20 protein-coding genes are annotated in these 23,512 nt (G+C 70.9%); 5 read left to right on the forward strand and 15 right to left on the reverse strand.

Annotation, left to right across the window (positions count from 1 at the left end):
- Nucleotides 1–27 precede the first annotated feature (27 nt).
- From ASD56_RS06530 to ASD56_RS06540, 3 genes are all read right to left on the reverse strand, one after another.
- Nucleotides 28–210: a PspC domain-containing protein gene (locus tag ASD56_RS06530; protein ID WP_055962715.1), complete on the reverse strand. Its 183-nt coding sequence runs from the start codon at nucleotides 208–210 to the stop codon at nucleotides 28–30.
- A 75-nt stretch (nucleotides 211–285) separates the two neighbouring features.
- Nucleotides 286–1,932: an ABC-F family ATP-binding cassette domain-containing protein gene (locus ASD56_RS06535; RefSeq protein WP_055962717.1), complete on the reverse strand. Its 1,647-nt coding sequence runs from the start codon at nucleotides 1,930–1,932 to the stop codon at nucleotides 286–288.
- Between the two features lie 252 nt (nucleotides 1,933–2,184).
- Entirely contained in the window at nucleotides 2,185–2,856 is a 672-nt protein-coding gene (locus tag ASD56_RS06540; protein WP_055962719.1) for an alpha/beta hydrolase, read from the reverse strand.
- Between the two features lie 75 nt (nucleotides 2,857–2,931).
- Between ASD56_RS06540 and ASD56_RS06545 the strand changes: the two genes are divergently transcribed.
- The 3 genes from ASD56_RS06545 to ASD56_RS06555 all read left to right on the forward strand — a co-directional run bounded on the left by ASD56_RS06545 (nucleotide 2,932) and on the right by ASD56_RS06555 (nucleotide 7,258).
- Nucleotides 2,932–3,561: an NUDIX hydrolase family protein gene (locus tag ASD56_RS06545; RefSeq protein ID WP_055962723.1), complete on the forward strand. Its 630-nt coding sequence runs from the start codon at nucleotides 2,932–2,934 to the stop codon at nucleotides 3,559–3,561.
- A 25-nt stretch (nucleotides 3,562–3,586) separates the two neighbouring features.
- On the forward strand, nucleotides 3,587–5,506 hold the full coding sequence (locus tag ASD56_RS06550; RefSeq protein ID WP_055962726.1) for a M3 family metallopeptidase: 1,920 nt from the start codon (nucleotides 3,587–3,589) through the stop codon (nucleotides 5,504–5,506).
- A gap of 156 nt (nucleotides 5,507–5,662) precedes the next feature.
- Nucleotides 5,663–7,258 carry a hypothetical protein gene (locus ASD56_RS06555; RefSeq protein WP_055962729.1) on the forward strand — a complete coding sequence of 532 codons (1,596 nt, stop codon included), beginning with the start codon at nucleotides 5,663–5,665 and terminating at the stop codon, nucleotides 7,256–7,258.
- An 801-nt stretch (nucleotides 7,259–8,059) separates the two neighbouring features.
- Here the strand turns inward: ASD56_RS06555 and ASD56_RS06560 are convergent.
- Genes ASD56_RS06560 through ASD56_RS06570 form a run of 3 tightly spaced genes read right to left on the reverse strand, consistent with a single transcriptional unit; the run spans nucleotide 8,060 to nucleotide 11,407 of the window.
- Nucleotides 8,060–9,127 carry a threonine aldolase family protein gene (locus ASD56_RS06560; RefSeq protein ID WP_055962732.1) on the reverse strand — a complete coding sequence of 356 codons (1,068 nt, stop codon included), beginning with the start codon at nucleotides 9,125–9,127 and terminating at the stop codon, nucleotides 8,060–8,062.
- 44 nt (nucleotides 9,128–9,171) lie between these two features.
- Nucleotides 9,172–9,855: an SDR family NAD(P)-dependent oxidoreductase gene (locus ASD56_RS06565; RefSeq protein WP_082541367.1), complete on the reverse strand. Its 684-nt coding sequence runs from the start codon at nucleotides 9,853–9,855 to the stop codon at nucleotides 9,172–9,174.
- Complete coding sequence (locus tag ASD56_RS06570) at nucleotides 9,848–11,407, reverse strand: DUF6421 family protein (protein ID WP_235565543.1); 1,560 nt, start codon at nucleotides 11,405–11,407, stop codon at nucleotides 9,848–9,850. The genes ASD56_RS06565 and ASD56_RS06570 overlap by 8 nt, the downstream gene beginning before the upstream one ends.
- Nucleotides 11,408–11,559: 152 nt before the next feature.
- Here ASD56_RS06570 and ASD56_RS06575 point away from each other — a divergent pair, with 152 nt between their 5' ends.
- Nucleotides 11,560–12,006 (forward strand): Lrp/AsnC family transcriptional regulator, encoded by a 447-nt coding sequence (locus ASD56_RS06575; protein WP_055963772.1) that lies wholly within the window; start codon nucleotides 11,560–11,562, stop codon nucleotides 12,004–12,006.
- A gap of 22 nt (nucleotides 12,007–12,028) precedes the next feature.
- Nucleotides 12,029–12,994 (forward strand): diacylglycerol/lipid kinase family protein, encoded by a 966-nt coding sequence (locus ASD56_RS06580; RefSeq protein ID WP_055962737.1) that lies wholly within the window; start codon nucleotides 12,029–12,031, stop codon nucleotides 12,992–12,994.
- On the opposite strand, the gene ASD56_RS06585 is transcribed toward ASD56_RS06580, so the two are convergent.
- The 9 genes from ASD56_RS06585 to hydA all read right to left on the reverse strand — a co-directional run bounded on the left by ASD56_RS06585 (nucleotide 12,991) and on the right by hydA (nucleotide 23,489).
- Nucleotides 12,991–13,953 carry a hypothetical protein gene (locus ASD56_RS06585; RefSeq protein ID WP_055962740.1) on the reverse strand — a complete coding sequence of 321 codons (963 nt, stop codon included), beginning with the start codon at nucleotides 13,951–13,953 and terminating at the stop codon, nucleotides 12,991–12,993. The two genes, ASD56_RS06580 and ASD56_RS06585, sit on opposite strands and share 4 nt — an antisense overlap.
- Before the next feature lie 211 nt (nucleotides 13,954–14,164).
- Entirely contained in the window at nucleotides 14,165–15,697 is a 1,533-nt protein-coding gene (locus tag ASD56_RS06590; protein WP_055963775.1) for a CoA-acylating methylmalonate-semialdehyde dehydrogenase, read from the reverse strand.
- 52 nt (nucleotides 15,698–15,749) lie between these two features.
- Nucleotides 15,750–17,069, reverse strand: a complete 1,320-nt coding sequence (locus ASD56_RS06595) for an aspartate aminotransferase family protein (protein ID WP_055962744.1) — start codon at nucleotides 17,067–17,069, stop codon at nucleotides 15,750–15,752.
- A gap of 112 nt (nucleotides 17,070–17,181) precedes the next feature.
- Nucleotides 17,182–18,336: an ABC transporter substrate-binding protein gene (locus tag ASD56_RS06600; RefSeq protein ID WP_055962747.1), complete on the reverse strand. Its 1,155-nt coding sequence runs from the start codon at nucleotides 18,334–18,336 to the stop codon at nucleotides 17,182–17,184.
- Nucleotides 18,337–18,406: 70 nt separating this feature from the next.
- On the reverse strand, nucleotides 18,407–19,228 hold the full coding sequence (locus ASD56_RS06605; protein ID WP_055962750.1) for an ABC transporter permease: 822 nt from the start codon (nucleotides 19,226–19,228) through the stop codon (nucleotides 18,407–18,409).
- Nucleotides 19,225–20,064, reverse strand: coding sequence for an ABC transporter ATP-binding protein (locus ASD56_RS06610; RefSeq protein WP_055962752.1), 840 nt, complete (start codon nucleotides 20,062–20,064; stop codon nucleotides 19,225–19,227). The genes ASD56_RS06605 and ASD56_RS06610 overlap by 4 nt, the downstream gene beginning before the upstream one ends.
- Nucleotides 20,064–21,017 (reverse strand): ABC transporter permease, encoded by a 954-nt coding sequence (locus ASD56_RS06615; RefSeq protein ID WP_235565545.1) that lies wholly within the window; start codon nucleotides 21,015–21,017, stop codon nucleotides 20,064–20,066. The genes ASD56_RS06610 and ASD56_RS06615 overlap by 1 nt, the downstream gene beginning before the upstream one ends.
- A complete protein-coding gene (locus tag ASD56_RS06620; RefSeq protein ID WP_055962755.1) occupies nucleotides 21,014–22,030 on the reverse strand; it encodes a TIGR03842 family LLM class F420-dependent oxidoreductase in 1,017 nt (338 codons plus the stop codon). The genes ASD56_RS06615 and ASD56_RS06620 overlap by 4 nt, the downstream gene beginning before the upstream one ends.
- Before the next feature lie 16 nt (nucleotides 22,031–22,046).
- Complete coding sequence (gene hydA, locus ASD56_RS06625; protein ID WP_055962758.1) at nucleotides 22,047–23,489, reverse strand: dihydropyrimidinase; 1,443 nt, start codon at nucleotides 23,487–23,489, stop codon at nucleotides 22,047–22,049.
- Nucleotides 23,490–23,512 lie beyond the last annotated feature (23 nt).

Consider the following 23,512-nt stretch of genomic DNA (forward strand, 5'->3'; position numbering starts at 1 on the left):
GACGGACGGCCGAGGCCCTGGGGCGGATCAGTCCTCGGAGGGGATGAGGATCCAGAGCGCGATGTAGACCCAGAGGGACAGGCCGAAGAAGACCATCGCGAGGAGGGTCAGGATCCGCACCGCCACCACGTTCACGCCGAACCGGTTGGCCACCGCGGCGCACGCCCCCGCGATCATGCGCCCCTCGCGGGGCCGGACGAGTTGCTTCATGTGCACATCATGTCCGAAAGGCGCCGCGCCCGACACCCGGTCCGCGTGCGGCGGACCGGATGCCGGGCACCGGCGTCACTGCTCGGTGAGGCCGCCGTCGCGGTGGAGCTCGAGGGTGAGGTCGATGCCCAGCCTGCTGAGGAAGGCGTCGTCGTGGCTCACCACGAGCACCGCACCGCGATAGGCGGCGAGGGCGTCGACGAGCTGGTCGACCGTGTCGAGGTCGAGGTTGTTCGTCGGCTCGTCGAGCACGATCAGCTGCGGCGCGGGGTCGGCCAGCAGCAGCCGCGCCAGGGCGACGCGGAACCTCTCGCCGCCCGACAGCGTGGACACCGGCCGCGAGACGGCGTCGCCTCGGATCAGGAACCGCGCCAGGCGGTTGCGCAGCTCGGGGATCGGGACCTGCGGCGCTGCGGCTGCCACGTTCTCGAGCACAGATGCGCCCTCGTCGAGTCCGTCCATCCGCTGCGGCAGGTACCCGACCCGGTCGGTCTGCGCCGTCGCGACGGGACGAAGCGTTTCGTCTCGCTGCGCTCGCTCAACGACCGCTGGCCACGGAGCCCCCGCGCCGCCGGCCGACGCGACCAGCGCCTCGAGCAGCGTCGTCTTGCCGGCGCCGTTCGCGCCGACGAGGGCGACCCGCTCGGGGCCCTGCACGATCCAGGAGTGCTCACCGTCGCCGAGCGTCGCGATGCGCCGGCCGGCAGGCACGCCCGGGTCGGGCAGGTCGATGCGCACGGAGTCGTCCTCGCGCACCCGCCGCTCGGCCGCGTCGAGGGTCGCTCGCGCCGCGGCCTCGCGCTCGGCCTTCTCGCCGCGCAGCTTGCCCGCGGAGACCTGCGCCGCGCGCTGCAGATTGCCGGCCACGATCGGCGGCACCCGCTTCTGCACCTGGGCCTTCCGTCCCATCGACTGCCGGTGCGCGATCGTCGTCTCGGCCTCGATGCGCTGCCGCTTCTCGCGGCGCACGGCCTGCGCCGCGGTCTTCTCGGCCCGTCGTGCGGCGTCCTGCTCGGCATCCAGCCACGCCTTCCACTGCGAGTAGGGGCCGCCGAACACCGACAGCTCGCTGCCGTAGAGCTCGGCGGTGCTGTCCATCAGCTCGAGCAGCGAGACGTCGTGGCTGACGACGATCAGGGTTCCGCGCCAGTCCCGCACCATGTCGCCGAGCCGGGCCCGGGCGTCGCGGTCGAGATTGTTGGTGGGCTCGTCGAGCAGGGCGATCGGCGCCCCGCGCAGGCGAATGCCTGCGATGGCGGCCAGCACGGACTCTCCGCCGGACAGCTCGCCCACGCTCCGGTCGAGCATGTCGGGCGCGAGTCCGGCCTCGGCCAGCGCCCCGTGGGCGCGTGCCTCGATGTCCCAGTCCGAGCCGATGGCGTCGAAGTGGCGGGGGTCGTCATCCCCGGACTCGATGGCGCGCAGCGCCGTGAGCGGCGCGAACACGCCGAGCAGCTCGGCGACGGGTCGGTCGACGTCGAGCGTGAGCCGCTGCGGGAGGTACGCGACATCCGAGGAGGTCGTGACGTGCCCCGCAGCGGGAGTGAGCTCCCCGGCGATGAGCCGGAGCAGCGTGGACTTGCCGGTGCCGTTGCGGCCGACGAGTCCGGTGCGACCGGTCCCGAACGCGCCGGAGACGTCGTTCAGGGCCGGCGTGCCGTCATCCCACGCGAACGAGACGCGATCGAGGAGGACGGATGGAAGAAGGGTATGGGCGGGCATGAGGCCTCCGAGGTGTGTCGGTCATGCGCTGACACCGGATGCCGCGAAAGAGCTCGGCGGCCCGCAAGGAAGCAGGCAGAGGCCGAGGAGAAGCGGCGGGATCGACGGTCAGCGCGTTATCAGAAGCGCTGGCACGTCGGAGATCGACGGAGCAGCGCGATTACAGCGCGGTCGCGGCGATCAGCTTCAAGGGAGTTCCTCACAGAGGGGACAAGGCCGGGAGCCACGATAGCGGATGCCGGCACCCCGCGGCTAGGAGGGTGCTGAGTCCTCGAGTGCCACGAGCTGCTTCTCGAGGAAGACGCGCACGTCGGCGAGCTCGGGCTCGGAGACGCTGTGGGTGAGCCCGGGATAGACGCGCCCGCTCAGCTCGACGTGGCCGGGAAGCCACTGCGTCGTGTGCTCGACCAGGAAGTCCGGGATCACGTCGTCGTTCGTGCCGCGCCCCCAGAAGACGGCGGGCTTGCGCTCGGCGAGCTCTCCGTCGCGAGCCAGATCGCCGGGCGTGACGTAGCCCGAGAGGTTCACGGCGAAGGCGAAGCGCTGCGGCTCCAGCCGCATGGCCTGCAGGGACACAGCGGCCCCCTGCGAGAAGCCCAGCAGCCCGATGGAGCGATGAGCGTGGGCCGCGGCATCCGTCCACTCGATGAGCCGGGTCGCCGATGCGGTGACGTGCTGCGCGTCGCGGCTCTCGAGGCCCTCGATCGGGTACCAGGAGTATCCCGGCGCGGGGAACGGCGGCGCGAGGGGCGCCCGCACCGCGGCGACGACGAACTCCGGCGGCAGGTACGGCACGAGCCCGAACAGGTCGCGCTCGTCGGCGCCGTAGCCGTGAAGCAGCACGAGCAGCGGACGGTCCTCCCGGTCGCCGTCATCGGCGGACCACAGGACGGCATCGACATCGAGGGGCGTGTGCGGACTCACGCATCCATCCTGCCGGTCGCACGCCCCGACCGCGCCCCTGAGACGCGCGCGGGGTCGCTGGGGTATACAGGAGTCATGCCGGTCCGCACGCCTGATCCCGATCCCAACGAGCCCAGTGACGAGGGCCCCCGCGATCCGATCGGCAGCGGCGGATCGCCGTTCAGCTCCCCGTCGCGCGGCAGCGCCGCCAACCCGGGCTGGCTCTCCGACATCGAGCTCGCCGAGGCGCGTCGCCGGCTGCCCATGCTCTACGTCGAGGCCCTCCCGGTGCGCACCGACGGCGTCGGCGTGGTCACCGAGGTCGGCATCCTGCTGCGCGCGACGCCGCTCGGCGAGATGACCCGCACCCTCGTCTCCGGCCGGGTCAGGTACGGCGAGACGGTCCGGGATGCGCTGTTCCGCCACGTCGAGAACGACCTCGGGCCGATGGCGTTCCCGCTGCTGCCCCCGCAGCCTTCCCCCTTCACCGTGGCCGAGTACTTTCCGATGCCGGGACTCAGCCCTTTCCACGACGATCGCCAGCACGCGGTGTCGCTCGCTTTCGTCGTGCCGGTGACGGGCACGTGCGAGCCCCGGCAGGACGCGCTCGAGGTCACCTGGCTGACGCCCGGGGAAGCGGCATCCGATGCCCTTTCCGCCGAGATGGAAGGCGGCCGGGGCACCCTCATCCGCCTCGCGCTGGCGAGCGTCGGCGCCTTGCGCTGATTCGGGCGGCACGTAGGCTCGTCCGGTGACCAACGACGCTCTGCCGCCTCTCGCCTTTCCCGCTGACGACGCCGCGTGGGCGGTGTTCGCGGCCGATCGGCCCGCCCAGCGCCTGGCGCACGTCGCCGCGATCGATGCCCGGCTCACCTCGGATCCGTCGCTGACCACGCTCGAGCGGCTCGAACTGTGGAACGACGCCGACATCGCGCTCTCCGAGGCGCTCAGCGAGGCCTACGTGCTCAGCGAGGCGCACCCCGACAGCCACATCCGCGAGGTCGCCGAGGGGCAGGTGCAGGCCGTCGAGTCCGTCAGCAGCGCCCGCATGCTCGACCGCGCGCTGTGGTCGGTGTTCGCCGACGCCGATGCGACCGGTCTCGACGACGACGCGGCACGGCTGCTGACCCACGTGCAGCGGGACTTCCGTCGTGGCGGCGTCGACCTCGACGAGAGCGACCGCGAGCGGGTGCGCGAGCTGACCGACCGCGACACGGAGCTCTCGCTCGAGTTCTCGCGGAACGTCCGTGACGGCAGGCGCGAGGTCACCGTACCGGTCGCCGGCATCGCCGGGCTGCCGCAGGACTTCATCGACGCGCACCCGGTCGACGCCGACGGACTCGTCACCCTCACCACCGAGTACACCGACCTCATGCCGGTCCGCGAGTACGCCGCCTCCCGCGAGACCCGGATCGCGGTGCTCAGCGCCTACAACGACATGGCGTGGCCCGAGAACGACCCCGTGCTCGCCGAGCTCCTCGCCGTCCGCGCCGAGCGCGCGGGCCTGCTGGGCTTCTCCGACTGGGCGGACTATGAGACCCAGACGCGCATGATCGGCGCGGGCGCCGAGATCCCCGCCTTCCTCTCGAAGCTGGATGCCGCGTCCGCCGTCGCCGCCGAGCGCGAGTACGCGCGGCTCCTCGAGCGGCTGCGCCGCGACGCGCCCGATGCCGACGCCGTGAGCATCGCGGACTTCTGGTACCTCCTGGGCGCCATCAAGCGCGAGGAGTACGACGTGGACGCGCAGCTCGTGCGCTCGTACTTCCCGTTCGATCGCGTGAAGCCCGGCGTGCTCGAGGTGACGGGGCGGCTGCTGGGCCTCGAGTACCGCCCGGTCGACGTGCCGACCTGGCACGAGGACGTCTCGAGCTACGACGTGCTGCGCGACGGTGAGCGGATCGGCCGCATCCACCTCGACCTCCACCCCCGTCCGGGCAAGTTCACGCATGCCGCGTGCTTCCCGCTCGCGCCGGGCGTCGCCGGCCGCGTGCTTCCGGAGGCCGTGCTGCTGTGCAACTTCTCGCGGGGCCTGCTCGAGCACGACGAGGTCGTGACGTTCTTCCACGAGTTCGGGCACCTCGTCCACGACATCCTCGGCGGCGCGCAGCGCTGGGCCCGCTTCAGCGGCGTCGCGACCGAGTGGGACTTCGTCGAGGCGCCGAGCCAGCTCCTGGAGGAGTGGGCGTGGGACGCCGACGTGCTCCGCTCGTTCACCGCGAACGAGGCCGGCGAGCCGATTCCGGCCGAGCTGGTCGCCAAGATGCGCGTCGCCGATGCGTTCGGCCGGGCCCTCGAGGTGCGCCGGCAGCTGGGCCACGCGAATGTCTCGTACCACCTGCACGTCGATCGTCCGGGCGACCTGCAGGCGGCGACCGAGCAGCTCTACGCCACGTCGTCGCCGGTGCAGCCGCTGCCCGGGCTGCACTCGTACGCGGGCTTCGGGCACCTCACCGGCTATGGCGCCTGCTACTACACCTACCAGTGGAGTCTGGTGATCGCGCGCGACCTGCTCTCCGGGTTCGGGGCGGGTCTCATGGACGAGCAGACGGCGCAGCGCTACCGGCGCGAGATCCTCGAGCCGGGCGGCAGCCGCGATGCGCGCGACCTGGTCGAGGCATTCCTCGGGCGGCCCTATTCGTTCGACGCGTACCAGGAGTGGCTGGGCGCCTGATCGCGGCATCCTCGGGTGTGAAGATCCCATCGACCGCACTCAGGTAGGCGGGGTAACCTTCCCCTGCCGGACACCGTTCCCCCCACCTCGCCCGGCCCCTGATCACGGCCGCACTCTCGCGCGCGCCGACATCCCCCGAAGAAGCGGAGACACCAGATGTCCGACAACGCCGCGCACGGCCGAGCCGACGCCGAAGAATCGACCCCGTTCGACCGGCTGATCGCCGACTCCACGTCGCCGTCCAGTGCCCCCACGGCGGCGTCGTTCGCGACGTCGTTCCGCGGCTACGACAAGGACGAGGTGGATGCCGAGCTGCGCTCGCTGCGCGCCAAGCTGAACTCCGCAGAGGACCAGGTCACCTCGCTCAAGCAGAACCAGCGCCGGGCCGGCGCCGCGGTGACGCACAGCCGCGAGAAGATCGAGAAGCTCGAAGCCGACCTCGCCGCCGCCGAGGCGCAGCGCGCCGAGGCCGTCGAGAATCTCGAAGCCGCGGTCGCCGCGGCCGTCGAGCACGATCGCGACGCGGTCGAGCGGCTCTCTGGCGAGCTGGCCGCGGCCAACGCCCGTGCAGCGAGCGCCGAGCACCGCGTGCAGGCGCTCACCGAAGAGCTCGTCGGCGCGGCCGAGGAGTCGTCGTCGTCCGATCGTCCGCGGTTCGAGGAGATCCTCCGCGTCGCCGAGGAGCAGGCGAACGTCCTGCTGCGCAACGCCACCGTCCAGGGCGAGCGGCTGCTCGAAGTCGCGCTCGAAGACATCGAGGCGCGCCGCAAGGACGCGCAGGCCGAGGCCGAGGCCGTCGTCTCGCAGGCGCAGCACGAGGCGCAGCAGATCCGGCTGAAGATCGACACCGAGCTCACTGCGCACCAGGCGCGCCTCGAGCGCGAGGCCGCCCACGCCGCCGAGAAGGTGTCGCAGGCCGAGCGTGAAGCCGCGGCCATCCGCACCGAGTCCGAGAAGGGCGCGGCCGCGCTGCGCTCGATGGTCGCCCGCGAGACCGGCCAGGCCCGTGCCGAGGCGGAGGAGGCGGTGCGCGAGCTCCGTGTCCGCGCCCTCGACTTCGAGGCCTCGCTCACGCGGCGCCAGGACGACGCGCAGCAGGAGTTCCTCGTGCTGCACACCCAGGCCGTCGCGCACGCCGAGCGCATCACGCAGGACGCCAACGAGCAGGTCGCCGCGTCGCTCGACCACGCGCAGCGCGTGTCGGCGAAGGCCGAGGACTTCGAGCGCCTCATGCGCGCTCAGGCCGCGCAGATCGAGGCGGACGCCAATGTGCGATCCCGCGAGACGCTCGACCAGGCGCACGCCAAGGCGCAGCGGATCATGGACCTCGTCACCACGCAGGCGCAGACCGTGCTGCGCGACGCCGAGGACCGCACGCGCCAGCTGCGCTGGCAGCAGCACCAGCTGACGAGCTTCATGTCCGAGGTCAAGGAGATGATCCGCCCCGCCGGTGTCGAGTCGTCCCGTTCCGCCGGCGCGGCTGCTGAGGTCGAGGCTGTCGTCGAGGCTGAGCCGGCCGGCGTCGTGGTCTCGGACGAGTCGGATGCCGACGCTGAGGCTGAGGCTGAGGCTGAACCGGCCGGCGCTGTGGCTGAGGACGAGTCGGATGCCGACGCCGAGGCCGACGACGAGATCGTGATCGCCGAGCTCAAGGGCGAGGACGAGGACGCCGCCGACAGCGACGCTGACGACGCTCAGGCCGAAGACGCCGAGACCGAGCGCGTCGACGAGCTCGAGCCCGCCAACAGCTGACCCCGGCTCCGGGGCACCCCCGCTGAGACTCAGTTCCGCGCCTGAGACTCCGTGCGTCGCACTGAGTCTCAGGCGCTCGAGTGAGTCTCAGCGCCGGGCCCGCCGTCGACGGGCGGACGACGGCCGCGGCATCCACCGTCAGCGGTTGAGCGGCGAACCTCCGCACTTCACCGAGACTCAGCGCTCCGCCCGAGACCCCGGGCATCGCCGTGAGTCTCGGGCGGACTGCCGAGTCCCAGCGCCTCGGGCGCTGCGTCCTGCGCCCGCCACGTCCCTGTTCATCTGTGCGACTTCGATCTTCCGGCGCGGGGTCGAGGTCGATTCCGCACAGATGAGCGCAGCGGAACGGCATGACCCTGCGCGCGAGCCCGGCCCGCGGTCCGGGCCCGGGTCAGCCCACCCGCCGTTCGGCGTCCATGTGTCAGTTCGTCTGTGCGAAATCGATCCCCAGCGCGGCGCCGAGGTCGATTTCGCACAGATGAGCGCCAGAACCCCGAACCCCCTGCGCGCGAGCCCGGCCCGCGGTCCCGACCCGGGTCAGACCACCCGCCGGTTCGGCATCCGTGCGTCAGTTCATCTGCGCGACTCCGACCTTCCGGCGCGGCGCCGAGGTCGATTCCGCACAGATGAGCGCAGCGGAACCGGCATCACCCTGCGCGCGAGCTCGGCCTGCGGTCCTGACCCGGATCAGCCCACGCGCCGGTTCGGCATCCGTGTGTCAGTTCGTCTGTGCGACATGGACCTTCCGGTGCGGTGTCTAGGTCGATTCCGCACAGATGAGCGCCGGCGCGCCCGCGCGCGTCAGACCGAGGTCTCGCGGGCGATCGCGGCGACGAAGGCGTCGATGTCGTTCTCGCTGGTGTCGAACGAGCACATCCAGCGGACCTCGTTCTTCGCGGCATCCCAGTCGTAGAACCGGAACGAGCCCCGCAACCGGTCGGCGACCCCGTCGGGCACGGTCGCGAAGACGCCGTTCGCCTGCGTCGGCTGCGTGAACGCGACCCCGCGGATCGAGCCGTCGGCGAGGCCGGACTCGACGCCGGCGCGCAGGCGCTGCGCCATGGCGTTGGAGTGCGACGCGTTGCGCAGCCAGAGGTCGCCGTCGAGCAGCGCGACCAGCTGCGCCGAGACGAAGCGCATCTTCGACGACAGCTGCATGTCGAGCTTGCGCAGGTACGTGAGTCCCTGCGACGCCTCGGGGTTGAGCACGACGATCGCCTCGCCGAGCATCGCGCCGTTCTTGGTGCCGCCGAAGCTGAGCACGTCCACGCCCACATCGGTCGTGATCGCCCGCAGCGGGACGCCGAGCGAGGCCGCCGCGTTCGACAGGCGCGACCCGTCCATGTGCAGCTTCATGCCGTGGCCGTGCACGTGGTCGGCGATGGTCCGCAGCTCGTCGGGCGTGTACAGCGTGCCCAGCTCGGTCGACTGCGTGATCGACACCACGAGCGGCTGCGCGCGGTGCTCGTCGCCCCAGCCCCACGCCTCGCGGTCGATGAGCTCGGGGGTCAGCTTGCCGTCGTCGGTCGGGACGTTCAGGATCTTGATGCCGCCGACGCGCTCGGGCGCGCCGCCCTCGTCGACGTTGATGTGGGCGGTCGTGGCCGCGATCACCGCGCCCCAGCGCGGCAGCATCGACTGCAGCCCGACCACGTTCGCACCGGTGCCGTTGAACACCGGGAACGCCTCGACGCCGTCTCCGAAATGGCGCGCCATGCCCTGCTGCAGCCGCGCGGTGTAGTCGTCCTCGCCGTACGCGACCTGGTGCCCGTCGTTGGCCGCCGCGATCGCGGCCAGCACCTCGGGGTGGATGCCGGAGTAGTTGTCGGAGGCGAAGCCGCGCAGGTTCGTGTCGTGGATCGTGGTCACGGTGTTCCAATCTAGCCGGGCGCGCAGCGGCGCCCGCGTGGAGCTCAGAGGTCGGGGGCCGTCAGCTCGACGATGGTGTCGTTGACCTCGGCGGCTTCGGCCTGCCAGAGGTCCGTGAAGCGCAGGGCGAGCGCGTCTTCCAGGCCCGAGAGTGCCTTGACCCGGAAGACGACGGATGCCGCGGCCAGCGGCGCTCCGGCATCCCGAGCCGCCTTGGCGAAGCCCTGCGCGACCGCACGCGTCCAGGCCTCGGTCGCCGCCTTGACGGCCGCGTAGTTCGCACCACCGGCGAGTGGCCGCGCGACGGCGGTGGAGGAGACGACGGCCAGGCGCCCGGCGGACGAGGCGCGCAGATCGGCGTCGAACGCGCGGCTGACGTGACGCAGCGCCGTGAACGACGACTCGAGCGCCCGGTAGTCGGCTTCCGTCTGGCCGGCGAGCCCGCCCCCGCCACGCCAGCCGCCCACGAGGTGGAGCACGCCGTCCACAGCGCCGAACGTACCGTGCACGCGCTCCGCGAGCGCACCGACAGCGGCCTCGTCGCCGAGGTCGCACACCTGCGTGCCGATCCCCGAAACCTCCGCGGCGAGCTCGTCGAGCTTCGCGCGGTCGCGCCCGGCCGCGACCACCCGCGCGCCGGCCGAAGCCAGCGCGCGGGCGGCCGCGAGTCCGGACGCGCTCGTGGCGCCGGCGATCAGGACCAGCCGGCCGTCGACGGAGTCAGGCATCGTCCCCGCGCCCACTCCGCTGATCGCTGGCGCGATCGGCGGAGCCCCCGGGCGCGTGGGCCCACCCGGTGACGCCGGCCGTCGATTCGATGACGGGCTTCATCTTCTTGTCCAGCGCTTCGAAGAACATCGAGAGCGGGAACTCGTCGTCCAGCACCGCGTCGGTGTAGCCCTTGGGCGCGCCGGCGAGGATCTCGTCCGGCAGGCCGCGGGCCCAGACGGATGCCGGGCTCGGGGTGACCGTGCCGCGGACGAGGTCATAGGCGGCGAGCCAGTGCGCGACCTTCGGCCGGTCGATCGAGCGCCAGTACAGCTCGTCGATCGCGTCGGCCAGCGCCATGACGGCCGCCGGCACGTCGGGCCAGTCGAACGCCAGCGAGGTGTCGGTCCAGTGCAGCACGCCCCGCTGGTGCAGCCACGCGAACAGCAGCTGGCCGCCGAGCCCGTCGTAGTTGCGCACCCGCGAGCCGGTGATCGAGAACCGGAAGATCCGGTCGAAGATCACCGCGTACTGCACGAGGCCCGCGTGCTCGAGCATCTCGCGCTCTGCGTCGTCCAGCTGCTCGCCCGACTCGGCACGAGCGGCGAGGCGCCCCTGGATCGCGACGCACTCGCGGAACGCCGTGAGGTCGCACCGCAGCTCCTCCAGCGAGTACAGGAAGAACGGCATCCGCTGCTTGATCATGAACGGGTCGAACGGCAGGTCGCCGCGCATGTGCGTGCGGTCGTGGATGATGTCCCACATCACGAACGTCTTCTCGGTGAGCGCCTGGTCGTCGAGCATGCGGGCGGCGTCGGCCGGCAGCTCGAGCTTGGTGATCTCGGCTGCCGCGCGCACGACGCGGCGGTAGCGCGCCGCCTCACGGTCCTGGAAGATCGCGCCCCACGTGAAAGCGGGGATCTCGCGCATCGCGACCGTCTCGGGGAACAGCACGGCCGAGTTGGTGTCGTAGCCCGGCGTGAAGTCGAGGAACCGCAGCGAGACGAACAGCTTGTTCGTGTACTGCGTCTCGAGCTCGGCGATGAACTCCGGCCAGATCACCTCGACGAGAACGGCCTCCACGTGCCGGTTCGACGAGCCGTTCTGGGTGTACATCGGAAAGACGACGAGATGACGGATGCCGTCGACCCGGTGCTGCTGCGGCTGGAAGGCCGTCAGCGAGTCGAGGAAGTCCGGGATGCCGAAGCCTTCGTCCATCCAGCGGGCGAAGTCGCGCCGCGACGCGTCGAGATACTCGGCGTCGTGCGGGAACAGCGGGGCGAGCTCATCCACCGCCGCGATGATCGCGCGGACGTGCTCGGCGGCGGCGGGACGATCGGATGCCTCGGCGACCGAGCCGTCCTTGATCTGGAGTGCCTGGAGCGCTGTCGCGGCCGCCTTCAGGGAGAGCCAGGCAGAGGAGGTCTCGACGCCCTGGGCCAGGTCTGCGTCCTCCACGACTGGGGCCACGCGCCCGGAGGCTCCGCCCGACGCGTCAGCGGCGAGTGGAGTGGGCGTGGGGGCTGGTTCGCCGACGATCGCCTGGGACGCGTGGATGTGGCTGGTGGGCATGGTGAACCTCCGTTCCTGGGTGGACAGAGGTCAGTCTACGGGAGAACTTCCTGTGGATCATGCCATCGGCAGGAATAGTTCCTGCTGACGCCCACCGCGCTTGGTAGGGTCGGACCATGCTCAGCTCCGACGAATCGACGCCGACCGCGCCGGTGGACGACCCGATCGATGCGGCGATCGTGCGCGAGGTGTCGCGCAATGCCCGGGCGACGCTCGCCGAGCTGTCCACTGCTGCGGGGCTCTCGATCTCGGCCGTGCAGACGCGGCTGCGCCGCCTCGAGTCCCGCGGCGTGATCACGGGCTATCGCGCGGTGATCGATGCCGAGTCGGTGGGCAAGCCGCTGTCGGCGTTCATCGAGATCACGCCGCTCGACCCCGCCCAGCCCGACAACGCGCCCGAGATGCTCGAGCACCTCGCCGAGATCGAGGCCTGTCATTCGATCGCCGGTGACGCCAGCTACATCCTCTTCGTGCGCGTGAGCTCGCCGCGGCACCTCGAGTCGCTCATCCGCGACATCCGCCTGGCCGCCTCGGTCAACACCCGGACGACGGTGGTGCTGCAGACCTTCTACGAGAACCGCCCGATCCTTCCGGCCTGACGCGGTGGGTAGTGTCGGGCCTATGCCCTCTGCGCCCACGCCACTGCCCGCCGTCGAGCGCGGGGCCGGGGTGCTCATCCTTCGCAACGCCCTCGCCGGCTCGGCCGTGCTGCGCAGCGACCCGGGGCCCACCATCGCGGACCGCCTGCCCGACGCCGTGGTGCGCGAGCTCGCCGAGGGCGAGGATCTCGGGGAGGTCGTCGCCGCGGCCATGGCCGGCGACGCGGCGCCGGAGGTGCTGGGCGTCTACGGCGGCGACGGCTCCGTCTCGCGCATGGCGGATCTGGCGCGCAAGTACGACCGCCCGCTGCTGGCGATGCCCGGCGGCACGTTCAACCACTTCGTGCGAGCCCTCGGCATCGCCGACGTCGACACCGCCATCGACGCGCTGCAGGCGGGATCGGGGGTGACTGCGGGCGTCGTGGAGGCGAGCGCCGACGGCGGCGATCCGGTCACCGTGCTCAACGTCGTCTCGGTCGGCGCGTACCCCGAGCTCATCGAGGAGCGTCAGCGACGCAGCAGCCTGGGCAAATGGCTCGGCGGAGTCGCGGCGACCTGGGGAGCGCTGCGCAGCGCCGAGCCGATCACCGTCGTCCTCGACGGCAAGCGCGCGCGGGTGTGGTCCGTCTTCGTCAGCGTCGGCCGGAACGACCCGGAGCGCGTGGCCACCATGCAGCGGCAGGACGTGACGGCCGATCGCCTCGACATCCGGATCCACCACGCGCGCGGCTCCCGCCTGCGGGCGCTCGCATCCCTCGCCTTCGGCAAGCGCACGGCGGCGGTGCTGCGGGCGGTTCGCCTGTTCCCGCGGGATGCCGACATCGAGCGACTGGTGCTTCACGAGGTCGAGTTGCACGTGCGTCCGCAGCCGGGCCGTCCGTCGGTGTTCGTGCACGACGGCGAGCTCGTGCAGCGCGAGCCCGAGGGCTTCACGCTGCGCTGCGAGGCCGTCCCATCGTCGCTGCGGGTCTACGCCCCGGCGCTCTAGGCCTGATACACCGTGGCGGTGTCGATCGTCATGTACGGGAAGTTCAGCGTCACCCAGCTGTAGACCTTGAAGTTGCTGCCGTCGGGACCGGTGAGGGGCCGCCCCTGAGTGTCGGTGAGCGTGGATGTCGCAGTCACCCGGCCGACCGCTCCGAAGAGGTACTCTCGGCCGCCCTGGACGAGGAAGCGCTTGCGGAACGGCCGGGGGGTGAACAGCGCCCCCGGGAGCCGGTTGCGCTCTGGCCCATGGCTCTGGTCGCGGGTGATTCGGGCGATCGGCTGGTCGGAGTAGTCGATCAGGTCGTATCCGCCCGGGATCACCTGCCAGAGCGCGAGCACGACGCTCGCGCTCAGGGTCACGCTGCCGGCCGACACGGTCGGAAAGTAGTCGAGAACCGAGGTGAGCATGCCATCCCGCACCGCGACGACCGGCTCGAAGTCGACGGTGCCGAGCGTGAACTCCGGCGTATAGCGCACTCCGATCCCCGCCTCGGAGCGCGAGTCGGCGCCGGGAGAGGACCACGGGACGATCGTGTAGGCGAACAGGCTCCCGTCGTCGGCATTGGCCCAGTCGGGTCGCGTGGGATTGCCGACGGCCGGCCACGCGGCCGCGTAACGCTGCCGGTCGGGCGGCGGCGTCAGCCAGAACTCCCGGTAGTCGGCGCGCCGCGGGATGTACAGCGACTTCGGCCAGCGGATCGCTCCGAGGTCGAGGTCCAGGTCGAGCACGCGCTTGCGGCCGAAGGCCCCGGAAGTCGTGAAGTCGCCCCATTCACCCCAGTACCCCGCCGCGGCATCCCCGCCGCGAACGGGAAGCGCATCGGGGATCTCGGACTCCAGACCGCTGCGGCGAAGCGCCGCCTCGATGTGCGCGGTGGAATGGTCCCCGACCCTGTCGGCGGGCAGCCGAAGCTGCTCCGGGTCGAGCTCGGGCGTGGCGCGGTTCCCTGAGTCGTTCATGTTCCTGCCTCTCCGCTGGATCTGCAGAAGAGGAGGCCTCCGGCCCGCACCAGATACACACACGCGACGCTCGGCACGTTTCGTCTCGTCGCTTCGCTCCTCGCTCAACGACCGGGTGTGGTTCCGGTCGTTGAGCGAGTGGAGCGAGACGAAACGGCAGCGGAGACGACGGATGCCGCGACCCATGAAGGCCGCGGCATCCGGTGTTCGCTCAGTCGTGCTGCGGGAAGCCCAGGTTCAGACCCCCGTGCGACGGGTCGAGCCAGCGCGAGGTGATCGCCTTCTCGGCCGTGAAGAACTCGAAGCCGTGGGGACCGTAGGCCTTGGCGTCGCCGAACAGCGAGGCCTTCCAGCCGCCGAACGAGTGGTACGCGACCGGGACAGGGATCGGCACGTTGATGCCGATCATGCCGACCTGGGCCTCGCGCTGGAAGCGCCGTGCGGCACCGCCGTCGTTGGTGAAGATCGCCGTGCCGTTGCCGTAGAGGCTGGAGTTGATGATGCCGAGGCCGTCCTCGTAGCCCTCGACGCGCACGACCGACAGCACCGGCCCGAAGATCTCGTCGGTGTAGACGGTCGACGAGGTCGGCACCTTGTCGATCAGGGTGGGGCCGAGCCAGAAGCCGTTCGGGTCTCCGTCGATATCCACGTCGCGGCCGTCGACGACCACCGAGGCGCCGTCGGATGAGGCGACGTCGATGTAGGACGTGACCTTGTCGCGGTGCTGCCCGGTGATGAGCGGACCCATGTCGCAGCCGCGCATGCCGTCGCCGGTGCGCAGGGTCGCCATGCGCTCCGAGACCTTCTGCACGAACTCGTCGGCGATGGTGTCCACCGCCAGGACCACCGAGATCGCCATGCAGCGCTCGCCGGCCGAGCCGAAGCCGGCGTTGACGGCGGCGTCGGCCGCGAGGTCGAGGTCGGCGTCGGGCAGGATCAGCATGTGGTTCTTGGCGCCGCCGAGAGCCTGCACGCGCTTGCCGTGGCCGGTCGCGGTCTCGTAGACGTACTTCGCGATCGGGGTCGAGCCGACGAACGAGATCGCCTTGACGTCGGGGTGCTCGAGCAGCGCGTCGACGGCCTCCTTGTCGCCGTGCACGACGTTGAGCACGCCGTCCGGCAGCCCGGCCTCCTTGAGGAGCGCGGCCATCCAGTTCGCAGCGGTCGGGTCCTTCTCGCTGGGCTTGAGGATCACGGCGTTCCCGGCCGCGAGCGCGACGGAGAAGAACCACAGCGGCACCATCGCCGGGAAGTTGAACGGGCTGATGATGCCCACGACGCCGAGCGGCTGGCGCAGCGTGTAGACGTCGATGCCGGTCGAGACGTTCTCGGAGTAGGCGCCCTTCGTCAGGTGCCCGAGGCCGCATGCGAACTCGACGACCTCCATGCCGCGCGCGATCTCGCCCAGGGCGTCCGACAGGACCTTGCCGTGCTCGGACGTGAGGATCTCGGCCAGCTCGCCCTTGCGCTGGTTGAGCAGCTCGCGGAAGGCGAACATGACGCCCTGGCGCTTGGCGATGGAGGAGTCCCGCCAGCCCGCCCACGCCTCGGAGGCGACGTCGACGGCGGATCCGACATCCGCTTTCGAGGCGAACCGCACCTGCTTCTGCACCGTTCCGAGCGCGGGGTTGAAGACGGACCCGGTCCGCTCGGATTCGCCGGCCCAGGCCGCCCCTCGCACCCAGTGCTCGAGGATCGTGGTCGCGGACTGGTCGGTCCGCTCCAGGGTCGTGGTGTCGGTCATCGTGTTCCTGCCCTTCATTGGGAAGCCCTCCTCGTGAGAGGACGTACACGCGTCAGAAGAGGTCTTCTTCGACGCTCGTCAAGGCTTCATCGTAAATCGTCATGGCCTGTGCCACCTCTTCGTCGGTCACGACGCAGGGCGGCACCACGTGGATGCGGTTCTCCGCGGCGAAGGGCAGCAGCCCTCGCGCGGTCAGTTCCTTCTTGAGCTTTCCGATCACATCGGCGCCGACGGGCTCGCGCGTCGCGCGGTCGGAGACGAGCTCGATCGCCCAGAACACGCCCTCGCCGCGGACCTCGCCGACGAGCGGGTGCTTGTCCTCCAGAGCGCGCAGTCCGGGGCCGATCGCGTCGGCGCCCACGCGGCGGGCGTTCTCGACGATGCCCTCGCTCTCCATCGCATCGATGGAGGCGATGATGGATGCCGCGGCCAGCGGGTGCCCGGAATACGTGAGCCCGCCCGGGAAGACGCGGTCGTCGAAGGTCGCCGAGATCGCGTCCGAGATCACGACCCCGCCGACCGGCACGTAGCCGGAGTTCACGCCCTTCGCGAAGACGATGAGGTCGGGCACGACATCCGAGCCCTCGAACGCGAACCAGCGGCCGGTGCGCCCGAACCCGCACATCACCTCGTCGGCGATCAGGACGATGCCGTACCGGTCGCACAGCGCGCGCACGCCGGCGAGGTAGCCGGGCGGCGGCACCAGGATGCCGGCGGTGCCGGGCACGGACTCGACCAGGATCGCCGCGATCGTCGCCGGTCCCTCGGAATGGATGACCCGCTCGAGGTGGTGGAGCGCGCGCGCCGACTCCTCCTCCGGCGTCAAGGCCCAGAACTCGCTGCGGTACAGGTACGGCCCGAAGAAGTGGGCGTGTCCGCGGGCGTACTGGTTCGGCATCCGTCGCCAGTCGCCCGTCGCGACGATCGCCGCCCCGGTGTTGCCGTGGTACGAGCGGTAGGTCGACAGCACGGTGTCGCGCCCGGTGTGGAGGCGGGCCATGCGGATGGCGTTCTCGTTGGCGTCCGCCCCGCCGTTGGTGAAGAAGACCTTGGCGAACCCGGCCGGCGCCTTCGAGAGGATGCGCTCGGCGGCCTGACCGCGAGTGAGGTTGGCGGTCGCGGGGCCGATGGTCGCGAGCTCGCCCGCCTGCTTCTGGATGGCGGCGACGACGGCCGGATGCTGATGCCCGATGTTCACGTTCACCAGCTGGCTGGCGAAGTCGAGCATGCGATTGCCGGCGTGGTCCCACACCACCGTGCCCGAGCCGCCGGCGATCACCGGGAGGTCGAGTCCGGCCTGCGCGGACCAGGAGTGGAAGACGTGCTCGCGGTCGAGTTGCTTCGCCACGGCGTCGAGATCCTCTGTCGTCACGCCACTGTCCTTCCGTCGAGGTTCCTTCGCTACGCTCGTCGCTCGGCGACCGGGGGTCAACAGGCAACCCGGCCGCCGAGCGGGCGATGCGATACGGAACGTCCGGGTGGTGTCAGTTGCCGCCTTCCAGCAGTTCGACCTCGATGGGCTCGAACGAGTCGCCGGTGAGGTCGACACCGTCGGCCTCGAGCTCGTCCAGCGCCTGCTGGATGTACTCGTTCGACCAGGCGCTCGCCGGCGGCTCCTCGGTGATGAGGTGCGCCCCGGTCTCATTGACGGCCGCCAGGGCTCCGTCGACGGTCTGCTGCCACGCGGCCTCGTCGATGATCCCGATGCCGTCCGGCGACGGCCAGATGAGCTTGTTGATCTCGTTCATCATCCACAGCTCGTGGCTGGGACCCCACGCGGAGCCGTTCTCGAGGGTGATCGCCGCGGCATCCTCGGGGTTGTCGCGTGCGAACAGCCAGCCCTTGACGACCGCCTTCAGGAACGCGACGGCCGTCTCGGCGTACTCCTCGTCGCTATCGAGGCGCTCGGTGTCGGCCCAGATCGCGTCCTGCAGCATGGCGCCGACGGTGTCCTGGTAGCTGATGACGTTGAAGTCCTCGGGCTGGTAGAGCTCACCCGTGTCGGGGTCGACCGTCTCGAGCAGCTGGGCGTACTCGTTGTACGTCATCGCCTGCGCGGCGTCGATGTCGCCCTGCAGGAACGCGTTCATGTTGAAGTCCTGCGTGATGATCTGCACGGTGGTCGAGTCGAGGCCCTCGGCGGCCATGGCCGCGAAGATCTCCCACTCGTTGCCGAAGCCCCACGAGCCGATGGTCTTGCCCTCGAAGTCGGCGACGGACTCGATGCCGGAGTCGGCCCACGAGACCTGCAGGGTGCCCGACCGCTGGAAGATCTGGGCGATGTCGGTGAGGTTCGCTCCGGCCTCGATCGAGCCGAGCACCTTCGGCACCCACGCGATCGCGAAGTCGACGTCGCCGTTGGCGAGGGCGTCCTGCGGCACGATGTCACCGCCGGACGGGATGATCTCGACGTCCAGGCCCTCCTCTTCGAAGTAGCCCTGGTCGATCGCGGCGAAGTATCCCGCGAACTGCGCCTGGGGCAGCCACTGGAGCTGCAGCTTGACGGGCGTGAGGTCGCCGTCGCCGCCGTCGCCTCCGTCGGTGTCGTCCGTTCCCCCCGAGCCGGCGCAGCCGGCGAGAAGGACGGCCGACAGGGCGAAGGCCCCGGTCGCGAGTGCGCGACGTGTGCTGTGGTTCATGTCGTTCCTTTCGATGTGACGCTGCGGTGCAGGGCCGTCCCTGAGGGGACGGGGTCGGGGATCGCTGTGCTCATGCGCCTCCGGAGGGGATGCGGCGGAGCACGAGCCACTCGAGCAGAGCGGTCGCGAGGTAGAAGAGCAGGCCGAGTGCGATGGCCGCCGCCACGTAGGCCCAGGCGCGTGCGTAGGCGCTCGTGGCCGCCGAGGTGGCGATGAAGGTGCCGAGGCCGCCGCGGGGTCCGCCGAAGTACTCGGCGACCAGCGCCGAGATCACGGCGAGCGAGCTGGCGATGCGGATGCCCGTCATCAGGTACGGCACGGCCGTCGGCAGCGTGACCTTGCCGAACGTCTGCGCTCCCGAGGCGGCGTACACGCGCATGAGGTCGCGGTGGACCGGCCGGGTCTGTCGGAGGCCCCGCAGGGTGTTCACGAACACCGGGACGAACGCGGCGAGCGCGGCGATGGCCTGGCGCCCGAACTGGCTGTCGGCGCCGAACATCGAGTTGAGCACCGGGGCGAGCGCCACGATCGGCACGACCGCGAGGGCGGCGACGATGGGCGCCGACATGCCGTCCACGGCGCTCCACCGCGACGCGAGGGCGGCGAGGAGTACGGCGGTCACGGTGCCGACGACGAGTCCGATGAGGGCGTTGGTACCCGTGACGATCGTCGCCGACAGGATCGCGGGCCAGAACTCGACGAGCTGCTCGGCGATCGCCGCGGGGCTCGGCAGCAGGTAGTCCGACACTCCGACGACGGTCACCAGGAACTGCCAGACCGCCAGCCCGAGCAGGCCCACGACGATGGGCGCGATGACGCGGAGCCGGCGCTCGGTGGCTGGGCTCCAGCCCGCGTCGCGGGTGGCGGGGGCGGTGGGCGCGTCGACGGTCATCGCTCCTCCGTGCCTCGCGGCCCGGTGGCGGGAGTGCCGTGGAGCGCCTCGCGCACCGCGGTCACGACGGCGAAGAACGCCGGCGTCTCGCGGAGCGTGTCGTCGCGTGCGACATCCGTCCCGAACCCCGTCTCGATGACGGTGGTGATCCGGCCCGGCCGGGGTGACATGACCACGACCCGGTCCGAGAGGAACACCGCCTCGGGGATCGAGTGGGTGACGAACACCACCGCGGCGCCGGTCTCGGCCGCGATGCGCGAGAGCTCGGCCTGCATGCGCTCGCGCGTCATCTCGTCGAGCGCTCCGAAGGGCTCGTCCATCAGCAGCAGCCGCGGCCGCTCGGCCAGGGCCCGCGCGATGGCGACGCGCTGCTGCATCCCTCCGGAGAGCTGATCCGGATGCCGATCCGCGAAGTCCGACAGTCCGACGAGGTCCGCGAGCTCGGCGACCCGCGCCTGACGTTCCGCCGCGCCGACGCCGTGGATCTCCAGCGGCAGCGCGATGTTGGCGGCGACCGTCCGCCAGGGGAGGAGCCCGGCCTGCTGGAACGCGATGCCGTAGTCCTGGTCGCGGCGGGCCCGGTTCGCCGGCTTGCCGAACACCTCGATGGTTCCGGCGCTCGCCGTGTCGAGATCGGCGATGAGGCGGAGCAGCGTCGACTTTCCGCAGCCGGATGGACCGATGAGGGACACGAACTCGCCGGCAGCGACCGTCAGGTCGATCCCGTCGAGGGCGGTGACGTCGCGCGCCTTGGAGGCGAAGACCTTCGAGACTCCGCGGACGCTCACCGCCGCGGCGGTCGTCGCGGTCTGCGGGCTCGTCGCCGTGTCGGTCATCAGGCGGCCTCTCCTCGTCGGTAGTCCTTCAGGAACACGCCCAGCAGCGCCACGGAGCCCGCCGCCACCAGTCCGAGCGCGACGGCCCCGAAGATGGGGGCCCACGCCTTGGACGGGTCGCCCGACGCCTGCCCGGCGAACTGGATGAGCAGGCGCCCGATGCCTCCCTGGAGCCCGGTCGACACCTCGGCGACCACCGCGCCGATGACGGCGTTGGCGGCGCCCAGGCGCAGCGCGGGAAGCAGGTAGGGGACGGATGCCGGCAGCCGCAGCTTCAGCAGCGTCGGCCAGTAGCCGGCCGCGTAGGTGCGCATGAGCTCGGTGTGGATGCGGTCGGGGGACTGCAGGCCGCGGAGCGCGCCGACGGCGATCGGGAAGAACGCCAGGTACGAGGCGATGAGCGCGACCGACATCCAGTCCTGCCACTCCCAGCCGCCGATCTCGATGCGGGACCCCCAGCTCTTCACGATCGGCGCGAAGGCGATCAGCGGCACGGTCTGGCTGAGGATGATCCAGGGCAGCAGACCCCATTCGGCCAGGCGCCAGCGCTGCATGAGCAGCGCGAAGAGGAAGCCGACGATCATGCCGACGATCCAGCCGACCGCCGCGATGCCGAGGGTCGTGAGCGCGCCCAGGGCGACCATCGACCACAGTGGCGGCGACCCCTCCTGGCGGGTGACCGGCTCGACGAGGCGCGCGGCCATGTCCCACACGTGCGGCATGGCGAGGTCGGTGGTGCGGGGCAGGATGCGCACCCCGAGCACGATCACCCCGTCCTCCGGCGCCAGCAGCTTGTACAGCTCCCACACCACGATCACCGCCGCGACGCCGACGATGCCCCACAGCCACGCGCGCGCGGGTCGCGGGCCGCGGGGCCGGGCGGCGCGCGCGGGGTGCGCCGGGTCTCCCGGAGCGGCAGGAGCGGCCTCGGCCGCGGTGGGATCCGCCGTCATGCCTTCGCCGTCACCTGAGCCGAGAGCGCGGGGATGACCGTCTCGCCGTACACGCGCATCGTCTCCTCCTTGTTGTCGTGCTGGAGGTAGCCGGCGAACTGGGTGACGCCGAGCGCACGCAGCTGCTCGAGCTTGGCGATGTGCTCGTCGGCGGTGCCGAGGATGCAGAATCGCTCGACGATCTCGTCCGGCACGAAGTCGACGTGGTCGTTGTCGGCCTTGCCGTGGGTGTTGTAGTCGTATCCCTGGCGGCCGGCGATGTACTCCGTGAGGGCGTCCGGCACGGCGCCGTGCTCGCCGTACTTCGCGACGATGTCGGCGACGTGGTTGCCGACCATGCCGCCGAACCACCGGCACTGGTCGAGCATGTGCGCGCGGTCGTCGCCGATGTACATCGGAGCGGCGACGCAGAAGGCGATCGACTCGGGGTCCCGCCCGGCGGCGGCCGCGGCATCCTTCACCGTCTTGATCATCCAGGCGGCGATGTCGACGTCCGCGAGCTGCAGGATGAAGCCGTCGCCCACCTCACCGGTGAGCTTCAGCGCCATCGGGCCGTACGCCGCGACCCAGACGTCCAGCTCGGAGCCGCGGCTCCAGGGGAACTGCAGCGTCGCGCCCTTGTATTCGACCGGCCGCGAGTTGGCGAGCTCGCGGATGACATGGATCGACTCGCGCAGCTCGGCCATCGTCACCGGCTTGCCGTTCGTGACCCGCACCGCCGAGTCGCCGCGGCCGATGCCGCAGATCGTGCGGTTGCCGTAGAGCTCGTTGAGGGTGGCGAAGACGGATGCCGTGACCGTCCAATCCCGCGTGGCGGGGTTCGTGACGAACGGGCCCACCGTGACCCGCTTGGTCGCGTTGAGGATCGCCGAGTGGATGACGTAGGGCTCCTGCCACAGCAGGTGCGAGTCGAACGTCCACACGTGGCTGAAGCCGTGGGCCTCGGCGAGCTGGGCGAGCTGCACGGTGCGCGCGGCGGGCGGGTTGGTCTGAAGGACGACTCCGAAGTCCATCTGTGTCACCGGCCCGTCAGACCAGGTACTGCGACAGGCCGCGCTTGAGGTAGCGCCCGTCGCCCTTCGTGCCGAGGTACTGCCCGCCGTCGACGACGACCTTGCCGCGCGAGATCACGGTGTCGACGTGTCCGTCGATCTCGTAGCCCTCCCATGCCGAGTGGTCCATGTTCATGTGGTGGGTGCGGCCTTCGCCGATCCCGATGGAGGTGTGCCCGTTCGGGTCGTAGACGACGACGTCGCCGTCGGCGCCCGGCTGGATCACCCCCTTGCGTCCGTAGAGGCCGAACATGCGGGCGGGGGTCGTGCTGGTCAGCTCCACCCAGCGCTCGAGGGTGATCTTCCCGGTCACGACCCCCTGGTACATGAGATCCATGCGGTGCTCCACCGAGCCGATCCCGTTCGGGATGGCGCGGAAGTCGTCCGTGCCCAGCTCTTTCTGGCCCTTCATGCAGAACGGGCAGTGGTCTGTGGAGACCATCTGGATGTCGTTCGTGCGCAGCGCCTGCCACATGTGGTGCTGGTGGCCCTCGCCGCGGCTGCGCAGCGGCGTCGAGCACACCCACTTCGCGCCTTCGAACTGGCCCCACTCCTCGCTGAACGCGCCGAGCTGCTCCTCGAGCGAGAGGTACAGGTACTGCGGGCACGTCTCGCCGAAGACGTTCCACCCCTGGTCGCGCGCCCACGCCAGCTGCTCGACCGCCTGCTTCGCGGATACGTGCACCACGTACAGCGGCGCCCCGGTCAGGTTGGCGAGCATGATCGCCCGGTGCGTGGCCTCTTCCTCCATCTGCCAGGCGCGCGCGATGCCGTGGTAGTACGGCGCCTTCTTGCCCATCTCGGCCAGCTGGGCCGCGAGGACGTCGATCGCCGGGCCGTTCTCGGCGTGCATCATCGTGAGCAGCCCGGTTTCGGCCGACTTCTGCATCGCCCGCAGGATCTGCGCGTCGTCCGAGTAGAAGACCCCGGGATAGGCCATGAAGAGCTTGAAGCTCGTGACGCCCTCGTCGATCAGGCCGTCCATCGCGCGGAGCGAGTCCTCGTCGACGCCGCCGACGATCTGGTGGAACCCGTAGTCGATCGCGCAGTTGCCCACGGCCTTCTCGTGCCAGGCGGCCAGGCCGTCCTGCACGCGCTCGCCGTAGCGCTGCACGGCGAAGTCGATGATGCTCGTCGTGCCGCCCCACGCGGCCGCCCGCGTCCCGGTCTCGAAGGTGTCGGACGCGTTCGTGCCGCCGAACGGCAGCTCCATGTGCGTGTGGGCGTCGATGCCGCCGGGGATCACGTACTTGCCGGTCGCGTCGATGACGCGGTCGACGGATGCCGCGACATCCGTCCCGAGCAGTTCCGACCCCGGGCGCAGCACCGCCGCGATGGTCTCGCCGTCGATGAGCACATCGGCCTCGCCCCGGCCGGTGGCCGAGACGACGGTGCCGCCGGTGATGAGTGTCGTGGTCATTGTGCGATTTCTCCGATCTCGCT

Source organism: Microbacterium sp. Root166 (assembly GCF_001427145.1).
Classification (GTDB): Bacteria; Actinomycetota; Actinomycetes; order Actinomycetales; family Microbacteriaceae; genus Microbacterium.